This window comes from Streptomyces sp. NPDC001415 (genome assembly GCF_053597395.1).
Genome location: NZ_JBSFIE010000002.1, coordinates 165,310 through 183,057 on the forward strand (window position 1 = coordinate 165,310; position 17,748 = coordinate 183,057).

Consider the following 17,748-nt stretch of genomic DNA (forward strand, 5'->3'; position numbering starts at 1 on the left):
GCGGCCGGAGGGCTTCACGTCCTGCGGCCGCCTCTTGTCATTGGCTTCACCTGGCGGTGGTCTCCACCGTCTCCCAGAACCCGTTGAGCCAGGTCAGCGTGTCGCGCATGACGTAGTGGTCGGCGTTTGGGCGCAGCGCTGACAGGAGGAAGGAGCGGGCTCCTTCGGTGGGTACGCCGAGCACGGTGATGCGGGACTCAATGCTGCCGTCACCACGCACGGGGTGAAACTCAGGGCTGAGGTCGAGGCCTCCAGGCACGAAGTCCTCACCGTCGGCCGAGGCGTTGCGCCACAGCCGGACCATGCCGCTCGCGAGGAGGTTGCGGTAGAGCGGAAGGACGTCCGCCCGCGGGTCGAAGGCGTGCATGCGGGCGTCGACCAGCACGTCGACCGGCCGGACGAACCCGGTGTGCGGGCCGTCCACAACGACCCGCCCGGTCGGCTCGTCAGGCCGTACGCGCGCCTCGGGCCCGGCTCCCACGTCGAGCAACCCGCAGTCGATCAGCGCCGTGATCTTTGCCATGATCTCGGGGGCGGCCCCGTTGGCGAGCCGGTTGTGATGGCGTACGTAGCGGTTGAGGAAAGTTCGCTGGGAGGCGGCGGTCAGTCCCGCGTCATCCACGGCGTACGAGATGACTGCGCGCAGGTCGCGCCAGACCCCGTCGGAGGCCGCCTTGTGCGGGTTCAGCCGGTTCCCCTGGTCCGCCCACCGCTGGTCACGTTCCATGAACTCCCTCACCATGCGCCGGAATTGCTCCGGGCAGGACTGCGGGCGGACTGGACTGACGGCATCGTCCCAGCTGAATCGGTTGGCGGTGACGGCGGTTTCGAGGGCAACCGGCGAAGTGAGGCCATCCAGCGCGAGCTTCGGCGGCTGTGCCCGGTCCACGCAGCGCCGCACCTCCTGCTCCGCGCGGGAACCGAACACCACACGGGTCCAGTGCAGCAGGGCGTCCCGCACCGGCCAGGACACCGAGGGCTGGACTTCGGCAACGGTGTGGACACCGCGCAGCACCGAGTCCAGGACGTCGGTCACCTGGTCGACCGCCCTATCAAGTGGTACGAGCAGGCAGTCGCGAGCCGCGCCGGAGGCCAAGGCCCCGGACAGGAACGCGAGATAGTCCGGCATGACCCGCTGGGTGAGGAACATGGCGACGCCGGGACCGAACAGGGTGACGTAGTGCAGATGGGCCATCTCCAGGACCACCAGCGGCAGTACGTCCTTCTCGAAGTCGAGCTGCGGCTGCCGCTCGTCCCTCGCGCCCGGGTAGGGGCTGCCGACGTTGACGCGGAGCTGGCGCACCGCCTCGTGGGTGAGGAAGGTGCCCTGGTGGTCGCCGGAGCCGTCGCTCGGCTTGTGGTTGTCGGGCCGGGCGAAGGTGAAGAGGCCGGACCCGCTGAAGGCGACGATGCCCGCGGGCTCGGCGCCACCGCGCCGGTACACCAGGCCGTTGCCGGGCGCGGCGTCGAACCGGCCGCCACGCCCCTCAGTCAGGTGGAGGATGGTGTCGATGGCGGTAAGGCCCATACCCGCGCAGCCGACGACGGCCTCGGGGCCGCAGCGGTCCGGGCCGAGTTGCCGGTCCATCGGGTACGGATGGGGAATGTAGCGAGCACCGCCGGCGGCGGCGGATCTGGCGAGCCGCCGCCCTGCCGGGTTCCGCTCCGGATCGTGGTAGGAGTGCCCGGTGAGTAGCAGCACCTCGTCGGCCGGGTGGCGTTCGCCGTCGGCGGTCACCACGGTGAGCGCGTCGTCGGACGATTCGACATCCACGACCTCCGCTTGGTGCAGATGGAGTTCGGCACCAGGGTGACGGCGCAGGTCGGCGGAGAACGTGTCGAACATGTCGCGTAGCGCGAGCCCGTGCACATACCGCTTGGGCCAGTCCTCCGGTGCCAGGTCGAAGTCCGGGTCGCCGGTGGCTTCGAAGCGGCGGCGACACCATTCGTGGAGGGTGGGCCGCTCCGCCTCCGGGCGCAGTGGCCCGGCCCCGGTGACGGTCCCATCGGCGGCGAAGCTCACCTGAGAGCCGATCCGATTGAGGTAGCTGGTGCGCGCCTGCGCGGGGCTGTGCGCCTGCCCCGCGCCGAACTCCCCGGTCCGTTCGAAGACCCGCACCTGGAGCTTCTGCCCGGGGCCGAGCCTGCCGATCGTCGCCGACAGCCTCTCCAGGGCGTACGTCGCCCGCGGGCCGCCGCCGACGAGGGCAAGCCGATAGGAGCGTCCGGCCGGCACGGCCCGGACCGACGCGTCAGGGGTGGTCACCTGTTACCTCATTTGGTTGGGCGGAATCGGTTCAGACCAGGGGTGCAAGGAGGGAGGCGAGTACGTCGAGGAAGCGGTCGATGTCGGACTCCGTCATGCCGCCCATGGTGGACAGCCGGAAGAAGTCCCGGGCCAGCCGCTCCTGGGCGCTGTAGATGACGAACCCCTCGGCGCGCAGGCCCCGGTGGAGTTCGGTGTAGCTGCTCTGTGCGGGGATGCGGATAGTGGTGAGTCCGGCGGCCCGCTGCTCGGGCGGCAGCAGGATCTCCAGGCCGAGCGTTTCCAGGCCGGTGCGCAGCCGCTCGGCGAGGGCGGTGTAGCGGGCGTGGCGGGCCTGCCACCCTTCGGCGAGGGCGAGGTCGAGTGCCACGTCGAAGGCGTAGTAGGCGGGGATGCCGGGCGTGAAGGCGGGGGCCGTTGCCTTCTCCTGGGCCGTGTAGTGCCGGTAGAGGTCCAGGTAGTAGGTGCGCCCCTGGGCACCGCCGAGACGCTCGAAAGCGTCCCTCGCAGCACTGACGAAGGCGAGGCCGGGGGCCCCTTCCAGGCACTTGTTGGAAGAGCCCGCGAGCCAGTCGATGCCGTCCTCGGCGAGCGAGAGGCGTTCGGCGCCGATGGTGCTGACGGCATCGACGATGACCTGACGGCCGTGCGTGTGGGCGATCCGGGCGACCGCGGCCACGTCGTTGAGCATGCCGCTGCTGGTCTCCTGGTGGACCACACCGACGTGGCTGAGCCCCGGGTCCGCCGCGAGCGCCGCCTCGACCTGCGCGAGGTCGAGGGGGGTGGCCCAGCCGAATTCGAGGCGATGGGTCCGGATGCCGTGGGCGGCGGCGATGTGCTGGAAGCGCTCACCGTAGTGGCCGTTGTCGAGGACGAGGAGTGCCCCGTCGGCGGGCACCGCCGAGCTGATGGCGGCCTCCACGGCGCTGGTGCCAGACCCGGTCAGGAGGACCGAGGTGTGCCGCTCGTCGCCGCCGGCGGCCAGAGTGGTCTTGTGCCGTACTCGGGTGAGGAGTTCGGAGAACTCCGGCTCGCGGTGACACATGTCAGGTCCCGCGAGTGCCGCACGGACCCGGTCGTCGGTGATGACCGGTCCGGGGTTCATCAGGACCAGCCGGGGGTGCGTGGTACCGAGGGTGTCGCTCACCGGGAGACCGCCTCCATGAATCGGGTTGCCGACTGCGGCGGCCGCAGCGCCGGGCGGCCCAGGCGGGGGTCGGAACCTGGCGCGATGCGGACCCGGATCAGCTGGGGGCCGCCGTCCTGCTGTGCGCGCCGCACCGCGTCCCGCAGTCCGTCCGCGTCCGACACGTCATACGTTGCCCGGTAGCCGCAGGCCGTCGCGATCGCGCAGAAGTCCACGCCGGCCGACGCGGTGGGCTGACCGCCGGTGGACTCGTAGGCCTCGTTGTCGAGCAGGATGTGGGTCAGGGAGGTGTGCCGCTGACGGCCGATGGTGGCCATCGCCTCCAGCCGCATGAGGGCCGCGCCGTCGCCGTCGAGGACCGCGACCGGGCGCCCCTCGGTGTGCAGGGCGACGCCGAGGGCGACGCTGGAAGCACAGCCCATCGACCCGACGACGTACAGATTCTCGGGCCGGTCGAAGTCGCGTTCCAGTTCCCTGGCGGTCTTGCCGGTGGTGGCGACGAGCAGCGTGCGCGGGTCCATCGCCCCGACGACCTCGCTGATCGCTGCCGCCCTGAGCATGAGCCCGGGGCCGCTCGTCGAGGGCTCGGCGGGCTTCGGATAGGGGGCGATGGCACCCTTGGGCACGATGAAGGCGAACGGCAGTCCGGTCGCTGTCATGTGCTCATCCGCCGCGTCCAGGCGCTCGGCGAGCCGGGCCTGGTCGTCGGGGAGCAGTTCGTTGCGGATGCCCATGGTGGTGAGCAGGCTGGGGGTGATCTCGCCCATCAGCTCGTGCTGCGGCTCGTCCGGGTTGCCGGGGCGGCCGCGCCAGGTGACGAACAGCAGGACCGGCAGGCGCAGGGTGTGGCAGAGCGACGTCAGCGGGTTGACGGTGTTGCCGAGCCCCGAGTTCTGCAGGATGACCACGGGGCGGCGGCCCGCGAGGCGCGCACCGGCCGCGATGGCAACGGCTTCACCCTCGTTGGCAGCGATGACGTAGTCCTGCGGGTGCTCGGCTTCGAGGCAGGTGATGACAGGCCCGAGGAAGGAGCAGGGAACCCCGGTGAACGGGCCGAAACCGCGGTCGTGGAGCAGGTCCACGACGGCGCTCGGCTTGAGACCGGCCGCGGCAGCGGTGCTCAACGGACCTCCCCCTGACCGGCGAGCAGTGCGGCGGCGCGTCGGGCGTCGGCTGCCGTGCGCAGCTCCATCCAGCCGGAGCCGATCTCGACCGCACCCACCTGGTGCCCGGCCTCGATGAGGTCGGCCAGCAGGTCGGCGAGGGTGGCGCGACTGCCGTTGGCACGGTGCTTGTCGGCGGCCTCGCGCAGCGCGGCGAAGCCCTGCGGGGAGAAGGCGGCGGCTCCGGCGAACTCGCCGTCGGCGTCCTGCCCACCGACGCCGGTGACCCGGCTGCCGTCCCCGCCCGACACCCTGCGGCCGTCGTGGACGCGGGAGTTGAGGCGCAGGGGCAGGGCGTCGGCACGGCGCTCGCCGTTGGCTGAGACGTCCACGAGGACGGCCGCGTCGCCTCCGGCGGCCAGCAGCTGGACCAGCGGCTCGCTCTGGACGTACGCGTCGGAGGAGAGCAGCAGGGTGGCCCCCAGCTGGGTGGCGGGGAGTGCCAGCACGGCACCGGCGGCATCGGTGTGCTCGGCGAGCACCACCGTGTCCTGGGGGCGCTGGGCGGGGGCGTCCGCGGACGTGGCGATGGACACCGATTCGATGCCGGAGCGTCGCAGCGCCGCGTTCTGGTGGTCGAGCAGCACCGCCGCCTCGGCGGAGGGTTCCTCGGCGCCCGGTACGACGACCGCGCGCGCCCGGCTCTCGAAGGGGGTGATGAACTCGGCCTCGTGGCGCTTCTGCAGGGCCATGCCCTGGAGGTCGAAGACGGTGGCCAGCGGGGCTATGCGGTCCTCGATGCCGGTGGTGCGGTCCTCCCTCAGGATCGCCTGGAAGGTGTCGCTGACGGCATTGATCCCGGCACGCAGGCCGTGGTTGGCGTAGATGACCAGCTTGGCGCCCGCCTCGCCCAGTTCGGTCGCTGTGATCGTGTGGTACGTCGTGGGGACGACAACCACGGGCGTGGGCAGGGTCCACTCCCGCAGGAATCGGAGGATGGGTTCCGGAGAGTCGCCCTTGGCATGGATCAGTACGGCGTCGGCACCGGCCCGCGCGTACGCCTCGCCGCGGCGCAGCGCCTCGTCCATGCCCCAGCCCGCGATGAGCGCCTCGATACGGGCGATGACCATGAGGCCTGGGTGACGCTGGGCCTCCTTGGCGGCGGCGAGCTTTCCGCAGAACTCGCCGATGGGCGCGAGCTCCTGACGGCCCGGGATGAAGCTGTTGACCTTGGGGAAGCGCTTGTCCTCGATGGACACCGCAGCGATGCCCGCCGCCTCGTAGCGGCGGATCATGTTCATCACGTTGTGGGCGTTGCCGTAACCCGCGTCGCAGTCGGCGACGACGGGCACGCCGACGGCGGCGGCCATCGAGGAGGCCACGCCGAGCAGTTCGCTCATCGTGAGGATGTCGGTGTCGGGGACGCCCTGCGAGGCGGACACCTCCAGGCCGCTGGACCAGACGCCGTCGAAGCCCGCGCGTTCGGCGAGCCGGGCGCCGAGCGGATTGTGGGCTCCGGCGATGCGTACCACGCCGGGCCGTGCGAACAGTTCGCGCAGACGGTCCGCCGCAGGGGTGGCGCTCGCCGGACTTGCTTGTGTCGTCGCGGCACTCATGCCGATTCTCCTAGTGCGTGAGGGGCGGCACAGCATCGTTGGGGCAGCCCACGTGGTGCGGTTGATGAGGGAAGGCTTGGGGTGCGGGCGGCCCGGGGTGCGGGCCGCCCGCTCACTGCTGTTTCGCGGTCTTCCCGGGGCCGATGGCGAGTCCCGCCAGGGCTCCGGCGGCGGCCACGACAGCGGTGGCGATGAGCGCGTACTGCATGCCCTCCAGGAACACCGACTGGCTGGCCCGGGTGAGGAGTTCCTGTGCGGCCCCGGAGAGTCCGAGGTCGGGGGGAAGCCCGACGGCGGCCTTGCGGACGGCCGCGTCGGCATGCTCCGGGGCGAGCGCGATACCGTCGGCCGCGAGCCGGCCGGGCAGCACCGACGCGGTGTGCGCGGCGATGATCGTGCCTGCGGTGGCGATGCCCAGGCTGCCGCCGATCTGCATGGCAGTCTGCTGCATGCCGCCCGCGACGCCGGACAGTTCGATCGGGGCGCTGCTCATGACGAGCTTGGTGCCGCCGACCATGACCGGGCTGAAGCCGAGGCCCAGCAGGAAGAAGAAGAGCGTCATCTTCAACGTACTGGATTCGGCGTCCAGTTGAGACAGCGCGGCCATCGCGGCCGCGATCACACCGAGGCCCAGCACGACGGGGGTACGCGGGCCCGAACGGCTGATCCACATGGCGGCCGGGGGCGCACCGACGATCATCAGCAGGGTCAGCGCAAGTACCCGGATGCCCGACTGGGCGGGTGTCAGGCCGAGCACGTTCTGCAGGTAGAACACGAGGACGAAGGGGGCCGCGACCATCACGAAGCCCATGACGACCATCGTGAAGACCCCGACGGAGAATCGGGCCGACCGGAAGATCCGCAGCGGCACCAACGGGTCGGCTGCCCGTCCCTGCCACCAGACGAATCCGGCGATCAGCACGGCGGCGGCGATGAGCGCGAGCAGGGTGACGGTGTCCGCCCAGCCCTTGTGCGGGACTTCGGCCAAGCCCCAGACGAGTGAGCAGAGGGCACCCGCGAGGACCACCATGCCGGTGACGTCGAACCGGCCGGCGGCGCCGTCGGCGCGGACGTCGCGCAGCACGGTGAGGCCGAGGACCAGCGCGATCACGCCGAGCGGCACGTTGAGGAAGAACACCCAGCTCCAGTCGGCGTGTTCGACGATCAGTCCGCCGACGACAGGGCCCGCAGCGGTGGACGCGGCGATGACCGCGCTGCGCACGGCGATCGGCATGTTGAGCCGCTCGGCCGGGAAGGCGCTGCGCAGCAGGCTCAGTGTGGCGGGCTGCATCAGAGCCCCGAAGGCGCCCTGGACGATGCGCAGGCCGATGACCCAGCCCAGGCTCCCGGACAGGCCGATGGCCACCGACGCCGCGGTGAACCCGGTGACGCCGATGAGGAAGCCGTTGCGGTGGCCGAAGCGGTCGCCGATCTTGCCCGCGGTGATGAGCAGCGCGGCAACGGTCAGGAGATAGCCGTTGGTCACCCACTGGATGCCCGTGAGGTCGGCGCCCAGATCGCTCTGCATGGCGGGCTGGGCGACGGTGACGATCATCCCGTCGAGCGAGACCATCATCGCGCCGACGGACAGCGTGACCAGGGTCAGCCACGCGTGGCCGCGCACGCCCCGCCGGGCGGAGTCGGCGGGCTGCCGTTCCGCCGGCCCGTCAGGGCGCAGTTCCGATCGGGTGTCTTCGGTCATGCGAGAACTTCACTGGTCCTTCCGGTAGTGGCTCCCGGCTGTCCGGAGCCGTCGCCGCCCTGCTCACGGTTCCGCTCCTCGGCGGGCTTCCAGCCGGGCGGGCCGAAGACGTAACCGAGCTTGTGCTTGAAGGTGCGGGCCTGGCGCACGTCGCGGAGCATCGTGGCGAACTCGTGCACCTGGACGTGCCAGATGCTGTAGCTGTTGATCTGCTTGGTCAGGCCGTACGTCGGGCGCCGCACCTCTGGCTGGAAGGTGCCGAAGATGCGGTCCCAGATGATCAGGATGCTGCCGAAGTTCTTGTCGATGTACTCGGGTTCGGTGCCGTGGTGCACGCGGTGGTGGGACGGCGTGACGAAGACGTACTCGATGAAACGGGGCAGCTTGCCGATCTTCTCCGTGTGGGAGAACAGCCCGTACAGCAGATGGATCGAATGCATGGAGAAGACAAGGGCGGGGTGCACGCCGAGGAGAGGCAGCGGGAACCAGATCGCCTTCTCGAACCACTGAGCCCACTTGCGGCGCAGAGCTGTCGAGAGGTTGAAGTACTGGCTGGAGTGGTGGACTTGGTGGCCCGCCCAGATCAGCCGGATCGCGTGAGAGGCCCGGTGGTAGACGTAAAGGAGCAGCTCGACCCCGAAGAAGACGAAGACCAGGGTCGCCCAGTTCGTCGAGGGCAGGTGCCACGGGGCGATGTACTCGTAGACGAACAGATACAGCGCAAGGGCCAGGGTACGCAGCAGGGTGGAGGAGATCAGCGAGCCGAGGCCTGTGAGGATGCTCGTCCGGTGGTCCTTGAGGTCGTACCCCGTCTGCTCCTCGTCGTCGCTGAACTTCATCGCCACCAACTCGATGATGATCAGCAGCGCCATCGCGGGGAGGGCGTAGACCGCTGGGTCGTGCAGCCGGTCCATCACCTTGTCGAGCATCGGTATCTCCTCTGATTCATGCGCCCCTGCCGGATGTGCCCTGCGGGTTCATAAAAACGCCACCGGGTGCCATCTTGTTGTTGCGTAGGAGCATAATCCGGACGCCCTAAAGCCAAACTTAACAATCACCTTTCGCTCCGCTATCACAGTCATCCGCCACACATTTCAGGAGCAGACAAGCTGCCTCTTAGCAGTGATTAAGCCCAGTTTTAGTGATGACTCTGTACGCTCGCCTCGACTTGGCTGAATAATGCGTACCGCGGTTACGTATCGCCCTGGAATTGAACTCCGGCCACGTCCATATTCGCGCGGTACATCGAGGGTCGCCCCGCGCCGATCCCGTCCGCCTCCGCCACCGCCAGCTGCCATGAGAGGGAGCCAAGCATGCACTCCCCCCCTGCCCCCCTTGACGTCCTGGTGACCGGAGTCGGCACCGTGAGCTGCCTGGGGCTGGGCGCCGAGGAGTTCTGGGCCGGGCTGAGGACGGCTGACAGCCGTCCGACAGCCGTGCCCGGTCTGACCGAACGGGTCCCCGACGCCCTGGCCTACCAGGTGACCGGCATGGGGCCGTGGGGGGCGACGCCCACCGAACGGCAGGCCCGCGCAACGGAGTTCGCTCTGTACGCCGCCCGCGAAGCGGTCGCCGACGCAGGTCTGAGCGACGCCGAGATCGCGGACATGGCCGTGGTGATGGGCACAGCGGGGGGCGCGACCGGGGAACGCGACGGCGGGCCCGGCCCAGGCACCGGAGCCGACGGCGCGGCCGACTGGTCGCCCATGTTCTCCCTCTCCTCGGCGGTCGCCGATGAGTTCGGCGCGTTCGGCACCAACCTCAGCGTGAGCAATGCCTGCGCCGCCAGCGGCTATGCCTTGACTCTCGCCATGGGCATGGTGCGCCGGGGCGATGCGGACACGGTGTTGGTCGGAGGGGCGGACGCGCTGGGCACGGTGCCGCTGTCCAGTTTCAGCAGGCTCGGTGCCAACGACCCCGAGGTGTGCCGCCCGTTCGACGAGAACCGTCGGGGCACCGTGTTCGGCGAGGGTGCGGCGATGCTCGTCGTCCAGTCCGCGCGGGCCGCCGGCGACCGCCGCCGCTACGGCCGACTGCGCGGCAGCGCGTGGAGCTGCGACGCCCACCACCCCACCGCACCGGACCCGACAGGTGGGCAGCTGGTGCGGGTGGCGCGGGAGGCACTGCGCGAGGCCCGGACCGCGCCTCAGGACATCGGCCTGGTCATCCCGCACGGCACTGGCACCGAGCAGAACGACGGGCTGGAGTCACGAGTCCTGCGCGAGGTATTCGCGGGACACCTCGACAGGGTGCCGCTGTTCAGCCTCAAGGCCTTCATCGGCCACAGCGCGGGGGCCGCCGCCGCGTTCGCCGCGGTCTGCGCGGCGCTGATCGCCCGGCACGGGGAAGTTCCGGCGAACGTACTCCTCGACCGGCAGGATCCCGACTGCCCCGTGTGGCTGCCGCAGGACGGACCGACCCCGGCGTCCGGGGTGAACACCCTTCTCAGTGCGTACGGATTCGGCGGAAGCAACTTCTCGATGGTGTTCGGAGGCGAGGCGCTGTGACAGCCGGGACCACGGTGGCGGAGGCCGCCGTCGCGGGCGTGGGGCTTGTGGTGCCGCCCTCCGGGCTCGCGCACGGCGAGGCCTGGTTCGACTACCGCACCCGGCTCGGGCCGCGCGGCTACAAATACCTTCCTGACGCCTGCCAGTACCTCCTGGCCGCCGCTCGCGAGGCCCTGAGCTCCCCTGGGGGCGAGGCCGCGACGGAGCCCTTCGCCGAGGAGCGGAGGGCGGCTGTGGTGGGCACCAACAGCGCAGTGGCGGCCCTGCACTCCGAAATCGAGGAGACCGTACGGCAGGACGGCATCCGGCTGCTCAGCCCGATGACCACGCCGTTCTTCTCGGTCAACCTGGTCGCGTCAAAGCTGTCCACCGAGCACCGTATGAAGGGTTTCAACCTGACGTTGACCTCACCGCGGGTCGCCGGGTTCGAAGCTCTGCACGTGGCGGCGCAGGAACTCGCGGAAGGGCGCGGCGACGTGGTCCTCGCCGGAGCGGCCGAGGCGGCCGACCCCCATTCCGGCAAGGCCACTCCCGAGGAGGGCGCCGCGCTGTTCGTCCTGCGCCCCACCGATGCCGGGCTGAAGGCGGACGGCGCGCTCCTGCGGACCGCCCTGTGCTTCGTGCCGCCCTCTGCCCTGGACCGGGCGCCGGGCCGCGAGCGTGCCGACCGTGCGGTGCGAGAGGCGTTGGACGCACTGCATGCCCCTGGCCCGACCGGCTCGGGCCCGGTCTCCGTGCGGCTGGTCACAGACGGCTCACCCGTCGCCGCCGCCGTCGAGACCTCGGTACGCGCCTGGTGCGGCGGCAGGGTACGGGTGGCACAAGCCCTGTCCACGCCGCGTGCGGGGGCGCTGACGCCCGTGGAACTGCTCGTCCGCGCACTGCGCACGGCCGGACCCGGCACCCATGTGGTGGCCGTTGCCGGCCGCGAGGGCAACACCGCCTTCGCGCTGGTCTCGGCACCGGACACCGTGGGCCCCACCACGGCCTGAACTCCTGTACACGGACGAAGAATCCGGTGTGCGTACGCCTCGTACGCGCACAGAAGTGCGTACCCGGAAAACGGATCCCGAACGCGGATCACGTGCACGAACCAAGAGGTAGAAATGCTGTCATCTGTCAAGGGAACGTGGTGCCTGATCCTCGGCGCCTCCAGCGGTATGGGCAAGGCCACCGCCCTGGCCATGGCGCGAGAGGGCGCGAACATCTTCGGGGTCCACTTCAGCACCGCCGCCCACGAGGACGAGGTCAACGAGCTGATCGCGGAGCTCCGCGACACCGGCGTCCAGGTCTCCTTCCACAACTGCAACGCGGCCAGTGCGCAGATCCGCGCCGACCTGGTCGCTGAGCTCGCCGAGTTGACGGACGGGCAGGGCGTGCGGGTGTTGCTGCACTCGCTGGCCTTTGGCAGCCTGCTCCCGTTCATCCCGCAGGACGGGCAACCTGATGTGATCACGCAGCGCCAGATGAACATGACCGTCGACGTGATGGGGCACAGCCTCGTCTACTGGGTCCGCGACCTGTACGTGGCGGGGTTGCTCCCTCGGGGCGCCAGCGTGTTCACCCTGACCAGCCGCGGTGACGAGCACGCCATGCCGAGCTACGGTGCCGTCGCCGCCGCGAAGGCCGCCCTTGGCGCCCATGTGCGCCAGCTCGCCGTGGAACTCGCTCCCGCGGGCATCTCGGTCAATGCCCTGCGGGCCGGCATGACGCCCACCCCCGCACTGCTGCGCATCCCGGGCAGCGACGACCTCGCCCGGCGTGCCGCGGAGGGAAACCCACACGGCCGGACGACCACGCCCGAGGACGTCGCCGAGGCGATCGTGATGCTCTCCGCCAGCGACTCGTCCTGGCTGACCGGCAACACCATCGCTGTCGACGGCGGCGAAGGCCTGGTCTGACCCACCCGACCACATTCGAACAACGGAAGAGAAACCCATGCCGCAGACGCCGCCGGTCCTGGACCTTGAGGACCTTCGCCACACCATCGCCGAGGTCATCGACATCGACGTGAACGAAGTAACCGACACCGCCGACTTCAAGGAGGACCTCGACGTCGACTCCCTCCTCGCCATGGAGATCCTGGTGACGCTGGAGCGCAAGTACCAGGTGAAGGTCAACGAGGCGAACCTGCAGGACGTGCGGTCCCTCAAGTCCGTCTTCGACCTGCTCACCGAGAAGGCCGTGGCAGCGTGATGACCCAGGACATCAGCAGTGCCGCGGGAGATCGCAAGGTCGCGCTCGTCACCGGCGGGTCGCGCGGCATCGGCCGCGCGGTAGTGGAGCGCCTGCTCGCCGAGGGGCACGACGTCAGCTACTGCTACCGCAGCCGCCCCGAGGACGCCGACCAGATCGAGCGGCTCGCCGAGAAGCACGGCGGCCGGGTGTTCGAAGCCGCGGTGGACGTGACGGACGCGCAGGCCATGGCGGACTTCGTAGCGGCGAGCGAGAAGGAGCTCGGCCCTCTGAGCACCGTGGTGACCAGCGCGGGCATCGTCAGTGACGCCCCGCTGGCGACGATGAGCCCGCAGGCTTGGCACAGCGTCATCGACACGAATCTCACCGGCACCTACAACGCATGCCGCGCGGCGGTCTTCCCGCTGATCAAGCAGCAGGGTGGTGCCATCGTCAACATCTCCTCGGTGACCGGGGTGCACGGGAACGCCACGCAGTCCAACTACGCGGCGTCCAAGGCCGGGATCATCGGCTTCACCAAGTCGCTGGCCAAGGAGGTTGCCCGGTTCGGCATTCGGGCCAATGTCGTGGCGCCCGGCCTGATCGCCACGGACATGACCGACGGTATGAACGAGAAGGCGCGGACCAAGGTGCTGCGGCAGATCCCGCTCGGCCGGGCGGGGACGGCCGCCGAGGTCGCCGACGCCGTCGCCTTCCTCGTCTCAGAGCGGTCCGCGTACATCACGGGCCAAGTGCTCCAGATCGACGGCGGCATCAGCGGCTGAGCCGCGAAGGGGGCGCATGCGGCGGCGGGCCCCAGCCGCAACGGCTGACACGGCGAGGCCCCTGCCATCGGGAGGAGCCTCGCCCCGTCAGGCAAGTCGGCTCTTCGCGGTCTCCGCGTAGATGCCGGCGTACTCCTGCCCGGTGAGCGCCCCGATCTCCTGGACGATCCGGTCGGTCACCTGACGGCGCGTCTTGCGGTCGGACTCGCGGCCGTGGTGCTCGGTGAAGTGCAGGGGCTTGCCGTACCAGACATCGAACCGGGCGATGTGCAGCCGCTTGGCGCCCTTGGGGTGTACCCGCTCCGTGCCCCGCACGCCGCACGGGACAACCGGCACGCCGCCGCGCAGCGCCAGCCAGGCGGTGCCGGTGTTCCCCTTGTAGAGGCGGCCGTCGGGCGACCTGGTGCCCTCGATGTGGATGCCCAGTCCGTGCCCCTGACCGAGAAGGCGCAAGGAAGTCTCCAGACCCGCCATCGTCGTCGAGCCGCTTCCGCTGTCCACCGACACCATTCCGACGCCCCGGAAGAACAGCCCCTGAATCTTTCCCTTCAGACCGGGCTGTTCCAGCCAGCCCTGCTTGCCGACGAAGTACATGCGTCGGGGCGCGAGCAGCGAGATGAAGATGGAGTCGAAGAACGACAGGTGATTGGCCGCGACGATGAACGGCCCATTCTTGGGTATGTTGCCGACTCCTCGCACACGAGGGCGCAGAATGACCCTCAGCGGAATAACGAAAAGCCACCTCAGCAGCGTCCACAGCATGCGTGCGACCCATCTTTCTGTCTGTACGTGAGGGGCCGGCCAGCTCCTCACAGAAGCTTTCGTGGCGAATCCTGATTCGAATGGCCTGCAACCGCAAGCCACCTTAAGGGCGGGTGTCAGCCAGATGAAAGCCACGCTTTAGCATGTGGTTAGTGGACTGTCGCTACTCTACTTCTCATCTATTGTTCGGGTCACCCGATACCCATTAATGAACACGCTAATTGGAGGATGACATGTCCCAGACCTTGCAGGCACAGCGTCTCGAAGAACTGCGGGAACTGGCTGCGGCGGCCCTGGAGATAGAGCCCGAGGACCTGGGCGACGACGACCTGTTCATCGAGGACCACGACGGCGACTCGCTGCGCGCCATCGAACTGCTGGCCCGTATCGAGAAGAAGTACAAGATCGAGCTGCCGCAGTCCGAGCTGCCGAACATGACGAGCCTCACCGCTGTCTACAAGGTTGTCGCCAACATCGCGAACTGGCAGGACTGAGCACGTGGACCGGCGCGTTGTCATCACCGGGCTCGGACCGGTTACCAGCATCGGGATCGGGATCGCCGCCTTCGGCGCCGGGCTGCGCGCCGGGCACAGCGGAATCTCCCCCATCTCCAGCTTCGACACCACAGGCTTCCCGCACATCATGGCCGGCGAGGTCCGGGGCTTCGAGCCCGAGTCGATCCTGAAACGGCTCGAACCCGCCGATTGGGGCCAGAGCAGCCTGTTCGCGGCGGCCGCCGCCCGGCTCGCCGTCGAGGACGCCGGGATCGACCCCGAGCTGATCACGGGCAGCCGGTCCGGCGCCAGCGTGGGGACCTGCACCGGCGAGGCTCTCAGCGTCCAGCACCTGACCGAGGATTGGGTGCGGGACGGCTTCGGCAACCTGTCCGGCACGGAATTCGCGCTGACCCCGGCATCTCGTATCGGCGCGGCGGTCAACCGTGAACTCGGTTTCACCGGCGACGCGATGATGCTCTCGGCGGCCTGCTCGGCGAGCAACTACACCATCGGCAACGCCTACGACATGATCGCGGGCGGCGAGCTGGACTACATGGTCGCGGGCGGCGCGGACTCCATCGTGCGCTGGGGCCACGCGGGCTTCTACCGCTGCGGGCTGATGGCGCAGGACGCCTGCTCGCCCTTCGACCGGGATCGCACCGGAGTACTGGCCGGCGAGGGCGCCGCGGCGCTGTTCCTGGAGACGCTGGACTCGGCGCGGGAACGTGGCGCCAGGATCTACGCCGAAGTGCTCGGCTACGGCCTCAGTTGCGATGCCAGCCATCCAGTGGCGCCGGACGCCGAAGGTATTGCCCGTTGCATCCGCCGGGCCCACAAGAACGCCGGGATCTCCCCGTCCGACGTGGACTACATCTGCGCCCATGGCACGGGCACCCCAGCCAACGACCTCACCGAGACCAACGCGGTGCGGGACGTGTTCGGAGCGAACCCGCCGCCCATGAGCTCCATCAAGTCGATGCTGGGCCACACCATGGGCGCGGCCAGTGGCCTGGGTGCCATCGCGTCCGTACTCGGCCTCAAGGAAGGGTTCATGCCGCCCACCATCAACTACCGCACCCCGGACCCGAAGCTGGAGGGCATCGACCCGGTGGCGAACGCCGCGCGTCCGGCCCGGCTGCGGATCGTGCAGAACAACGGGTTCGCGTTCGGTGGAAACAACGCGGTCACCGTGTTCGGGGAGGTCGCCTGATGCCGGCCACACTCGCAGTCACGGGCTGGGGCATCCTGTCGCCCCTAGGGGCAGGCGCGGACGAGTTCACCCGGGCCGTGGCCGATCGCAGGAGCGGGCTCGCTGACGTGAGCGCCATGTTCGACGAGCCGCTGCCGCAGCCGAAGGCCCATGCGATCACGGACTTCGACGTACGCGACCACCTGGGCCGCAAGCGGACCGGCAGCCTGGACCGCAGTACCGCGTTCGCTGTCACGGCGTCCGGTCTGGCGCTCACCGACTCGGGCATCGTCGTGGACGAGGACAACCGCGACGAGGTCGGTGTGGTGCTGGGCACCACGCTGGGCAGCCTGCGCGCAACCGCCGAGTTCGACCGGGAGACACTGGTCAACGACCGCCCGTACATGGTGGAGCCGCTGCTCTTCCCCAACGCCGTGATGAACTGCGCGGCCAGCCGCTGCGCCATCTGGCACCAGCTTCGCGGCGTCAACTGCACTATTCCGGCTGGCGAGTTGGCGGCGGTGTCGGTTCTCCGCTACGGCCGCACTCTGATCAGCCGGGGGCACGCCGACACCCTGCTCCTCGGCGCGACCGAGGAGTTCAGCGCGCACCGAGCCTGGGGCGACCACCACACGCACTCGGGTGACCCCTCCCGAGTCCCGCTCGGCGAAGCCGCAGTGGTGATGGTCACCGAGGACGCCCGAGCGGTCAGGGCAGCCGGGCGGCCCATGGACGCGGAGATCCTGTCCGCCGAGTTCGGCCAGTACGAGCCGGACGGCGCCGGTCCCGCGGCGGGCCTGGCCGAGCGGATTCGGGCCGCGCTGAGCACGGCGGGTGTCACCCCGGACCAGGTCACGGTCGCATCGACCGGCGAGGGCGGCATCACCCGCCTCGACGAGGTCGAACAGGCAGCACTGCATGAGGTGTTCGGCTCCGGCGGCCCCGAGCGGTTGCGGATCAAGGAGCTGGCCGGGGAATGCGGCGGCGCCTCCGGCATGGTCCAGATCGCCGCGGTTCTCGCCCGGCACCGGGCAGATGCCCGGCACGACGGCGAGCTGTCCCTGGTGACCTCGGTCTCACCGGACGGCGCGGTCGGCGCAGTGCTCCTCCGCGGCTGGAGCAGGAAGGGAACCGACGGTGAAGAGTGAGCGCAAGCGTCCGCAGGACGCACCCGAGATATCCGCCCGGAAGACCGGCGGGCACCATGTCGGTGTCCGTCTCCTGGCCGAAGGCGCCGGGCCACTGGTCGTCGCGGTGCACGGAGCCGAGGGTGGCTGGCACGAATGGCAGCCGCTGGCACGGGAGTTGGCGGGGGATTACCAGGTAGTCGCCCTCGACCTGCCGTGGCGGGCGGGCAACGACTACGCCTGGAGCGGCGCAGGGACCCCGGGAGCGTGGCTGCGCGGCGCTCTGGAACTGCTCGACGCTCCCGTTCACTCGCTGCTCGGGCACTCACTGGGCGCGAACGCGGTCCTGGAGCTGCTGAGCGCCCCGGACGCCCCGGACCTCACGACAGCCATGCTGTTCGCGCCCTTCTACCGCCCGGCCGAGGACACGGTGGGCGACGCGCTGGAACGGGAGTTCAATGCCGCGTTCCGGTTCGCGGTCGCCGACGGCATCCGCATTGCCCTGGGCGGCCGCTACGACGGCATGGACGAAGCACTCTTCGAGTCGATCGTGGACACCACGCTCGACCGGATCGGTCCGGGCGGGATTCACACGCTGTATCTGCGGTTCGCCGCCACCGGCACCTTCCCGGTCTCCGGCATACGCACGCCGACCCGGGTGCTGGTGGGCGAGAGCGACCCCGCGCTCATCAGGCGACGGGGCACGGCCCTGTCCTTGGCGATGCCCGCGGCCAAGGTGTCACACCGGCCCGGCTACGGCCACTGCTTCCACGTCAGCCACGCGGCCGAAGTAGCGGCCGAGTTCGCCGACTTCCTGGCCGGCGCGGTGGCCAGCGCCGGCGCACTTACCGGCCCGCGAGGGAGGGCATGAA

At 69.8% G+C, this 17,748-nt stretch carries 16 protein-coding genes; 9 read left to right on the forward strand and 7 right to left on the reverse strand.

Going from position 1 to position 17,748, the window contains the following annotated elements; genetic code table 11:
• Positions 1–46 precede the first annotated feature (46 nt).
• The 6 genes from ACWC2B_RS02935 to ACWC2B_RS02960 all read right to left on the reverse strand — a co-directional run bounded on the left by ACWC2B_RS02935 (position 47) and on the right by ACWC2B_RS02960 (position 8,763).
• Complete coding sequence (locus tag ACWC2B_RS02935) at positions 47–2,266, reverse strand: FAD/NAD(P)-binding protein (RefSeq protein ID WP_450714653.1); 2,220 nt, start codon at positions 2,264–2,266, stop codon at positions 47–49.
• Between the two features lie 31 nt (positions 2,267–2,297).
• On the reverse strand, positions 2,298–3,413 hold the full coding sequence (locus ACWC2B_RS02940) for a 2-aminoethylphosphonate aminotransferase (RefSeq protein ID WP_450714654.1): 1,116 nt from the start codon (positions 3,411–3,413) through the stop codon (positions 2,298–2,300).
• Positions 3,410–4,537, reverse strand: a complete 1,128-nt coding sequence (aepY, locus tag ACWC2B_RS02945; RefSeq protein WP_450714655.1) for a phosphonopyruvate decarboxylase — start codon at positions 4,535–4,537, stop codon at positions 3,410–3,412. Before aepY ends, ACWC2B_RS02940 begins: the two co-directional genes overlap by 4 nt.
• Positions 4,534–6,132 (reverse strand): isocitrate lyase/phosphoenolpyruvate mutase family protein, encoded by a 1,599-nt coding sequence (locus tag ACWC2B_RS02950; protein ID WP_450714656.1) that lies wholly within the window; start codon positions 6,130–6,132, stop codon positions 4,534–4,536. The genes aepY and ACWC2B_RS02950 overlap by 4 nt, the downstream gene beginning before the upstream one ends.
• Before the next feature lie 112 nt (positions 6,133–6,244).
• On the reverse strand, positions 6,245–7,834 hold the full coding sequence (locus ACWC2B_RS02955) for an MFS transporter (RefSeq protein ID WP_450714657.1): 1,590 nt from the start codon (positions 7,832–7,834) through the stop codon (positions 6,245–6,247).
• Positions 7,831–8,763 carry a sterol desaturase family protein gene (locus ACWC2B_RS02960; protein WP_450714658.1) on the reverse strand — a complete coding sequence of 311 codons (933 nt, stop codon included), beginning with the start codon at positions 8,761–8,763 and terminating at the stop codon, positions 7,831–7,833. The genes ACWC2B_RS02955 and ACWC2B_RS02960 overlap by 4 nt, the downstream gene beginning before the upstream one ends.
• A 384-nt stretch (positions 8,764–9,147) precedes the next feature.
• Between ACWC2B_RS02960 and ACWC2B_RS02965 the strand changes: the two genes are divergently transcribed.
• The 5 genes from ACWC2B_RS02965 to ACWC2B_RS02985 all read left to right on the forward strand — a co-directional run bounded on the left by ACWC2B_RS02965 (position 9,148) and on the right by ACWC2B_RS02985 (position 13,301).
• Entirely contained in the window at positions 9,148–10,341 is a 1,194-nt protein-coding gene (locus ACWC2B_RS02965) for a beta-ketoacyl-[acyl-carrier-protein] synthase family protein (RefSeq protein ID WP_450714659.1), read from the forward strand.
• On the forward strand, positions 10,338–11,333 hold the full coding sequence (locus tag ACWC2B_RS02970) for a beta-ketoacyl synthase N-terminal-like domain-containing protein (RefSeq protein ID WP_450714660.1): 996 nt from the start codon (positions 10,338–10,340) through the stop codon (positions 11,331–11,333). The genes ACWC2B_RS02965 and ACWC2B_RS02970 overlap by 4 nt, the downstream gene beginning before the upstream one ends.
• Positions 11,334–11,447: 114 nt before the next feature.
• Positions 11,448–12,242 carry an SDR family oxidoreductase gene (locus tag ACWC2B_RS02975; RefSeq protein WP_450714661.1) on the forward strand — a complete coding sequence of 265 codons (795 nt, stop codon included), beginning with the start codon at positions 11,448–11,450 and terminating at the stop codon, positions 12,240–12,242.
• Positions 12,243–12,279: 37 nt separating this feature from the next.
• The gene (locus ACWC2B_RS02980; RefSeq protein ID WP_450714662.1) at positions 12,280–12,537 is read left to right on the forward strand and encodes an acyl carrier protein; all 258 of its coding nucleotides are present in this window, start codon (positions 12,280–12,282) and stop codon (positions 12,535–12,537) included.
• On the forward strand, positions 12,537–13,301 hold the full coding sequence (locus ACWC2B_RS02985; protein ID WP_450714663.1) for an SDR family oxidoreductase: 765 nt from the start codon (positions 12,537–12,539) through the stop codon (positions 13,299–13,301). Before ACWC2B_RS02980 ends, ACWC2B_RS02985 begins: the two co-directional genes overlap by 1 nt.
• A gap of 87 nt (positions 13,302–13,388) precedes the next feature.
• Here ACWC2B_RS02985 and ACWC2B_RS02990 read toward each other — a convergent pair whose 3' ends face one another.
• Positions 13,389–14,063 carry a lysophospholipid acyltransferase family protein gene (locus ACWC2B_RS02990; RefSeq protein WP_450714664.1) on the reverse strand — a complete coding sequence of 225 codons (675 nt, stop codon included), beginning with the start codon at positions 14,061–14,063 and terminating at the stop codon, positions 13,389–13,391.
• Positions 14,064–14,296: 233 nt separating this feature from the next.
• On the opposite strand from ACWC2B_RS02990, the gene ACWC2B_RS02995 reads away from it, so the two are divergent.
• From ACWC2B_RS02995 to ACWC2B_RS03010, 4 genes are read left to right on the forward strand one after another with little or no spacing between them, the layout of a single operon-like run.
• Entirely contained in the window at positions 14,297–14,557 is a 261-nt protein-coding gene (locus tag ACWC2B_RS02995) for an acyl carrier protein (RefSeq protein WP_450714665.1), read from the forward strand.
• A 4-nt stretch (positions 14,558–14,561) separates the two neighbouring features.
• Positions 14,562–15,770: a beta-ketoacyl-[acyl-carrier-protein] synthase family protein gene (locus ACWC2B_RS03000; RefSeq protein ID WP_450714666.1), complete on the forward strand. Its 1,209-nt coding sequence runs from the start codon at positions 14,562–14,564 to the stop codon at positions 15,768–15,770.
• Positions 15,770–16,897: a beta-ketoacyl synthase N-terminal-like domain-containing protein gene (locus ACWC2B_RS03005; protein WP_450714667.1), complete on the forward strand. Its 1,128-nt coding sequence runs from the start codon at positions 15,770–15,772 to the stop codon at positions 16,895–16,897. Before ACWC2B_RS03000 ends, ACWC2B_RS03005 begins: the two co-directional genes overlap by 1 nt.
• Positions 16,887–17,747: an alpha/beta fold hydrolase gene (locus ACWC2B_RS03010; protein ID WP_450714668.1), complete on the forward strand. Its 861-nt coding sequence runs from the start codon at positions 16,887–16,889 to the stop codon at positions 17,745–17,747. The genes ACWC2B_RS03005 and ACWC2B_RS03010 overlap by 11 nt, the downstream gene beginning before the upstream one ends.
• Position 17,748 lies beyond the last annotated feature (1 nt).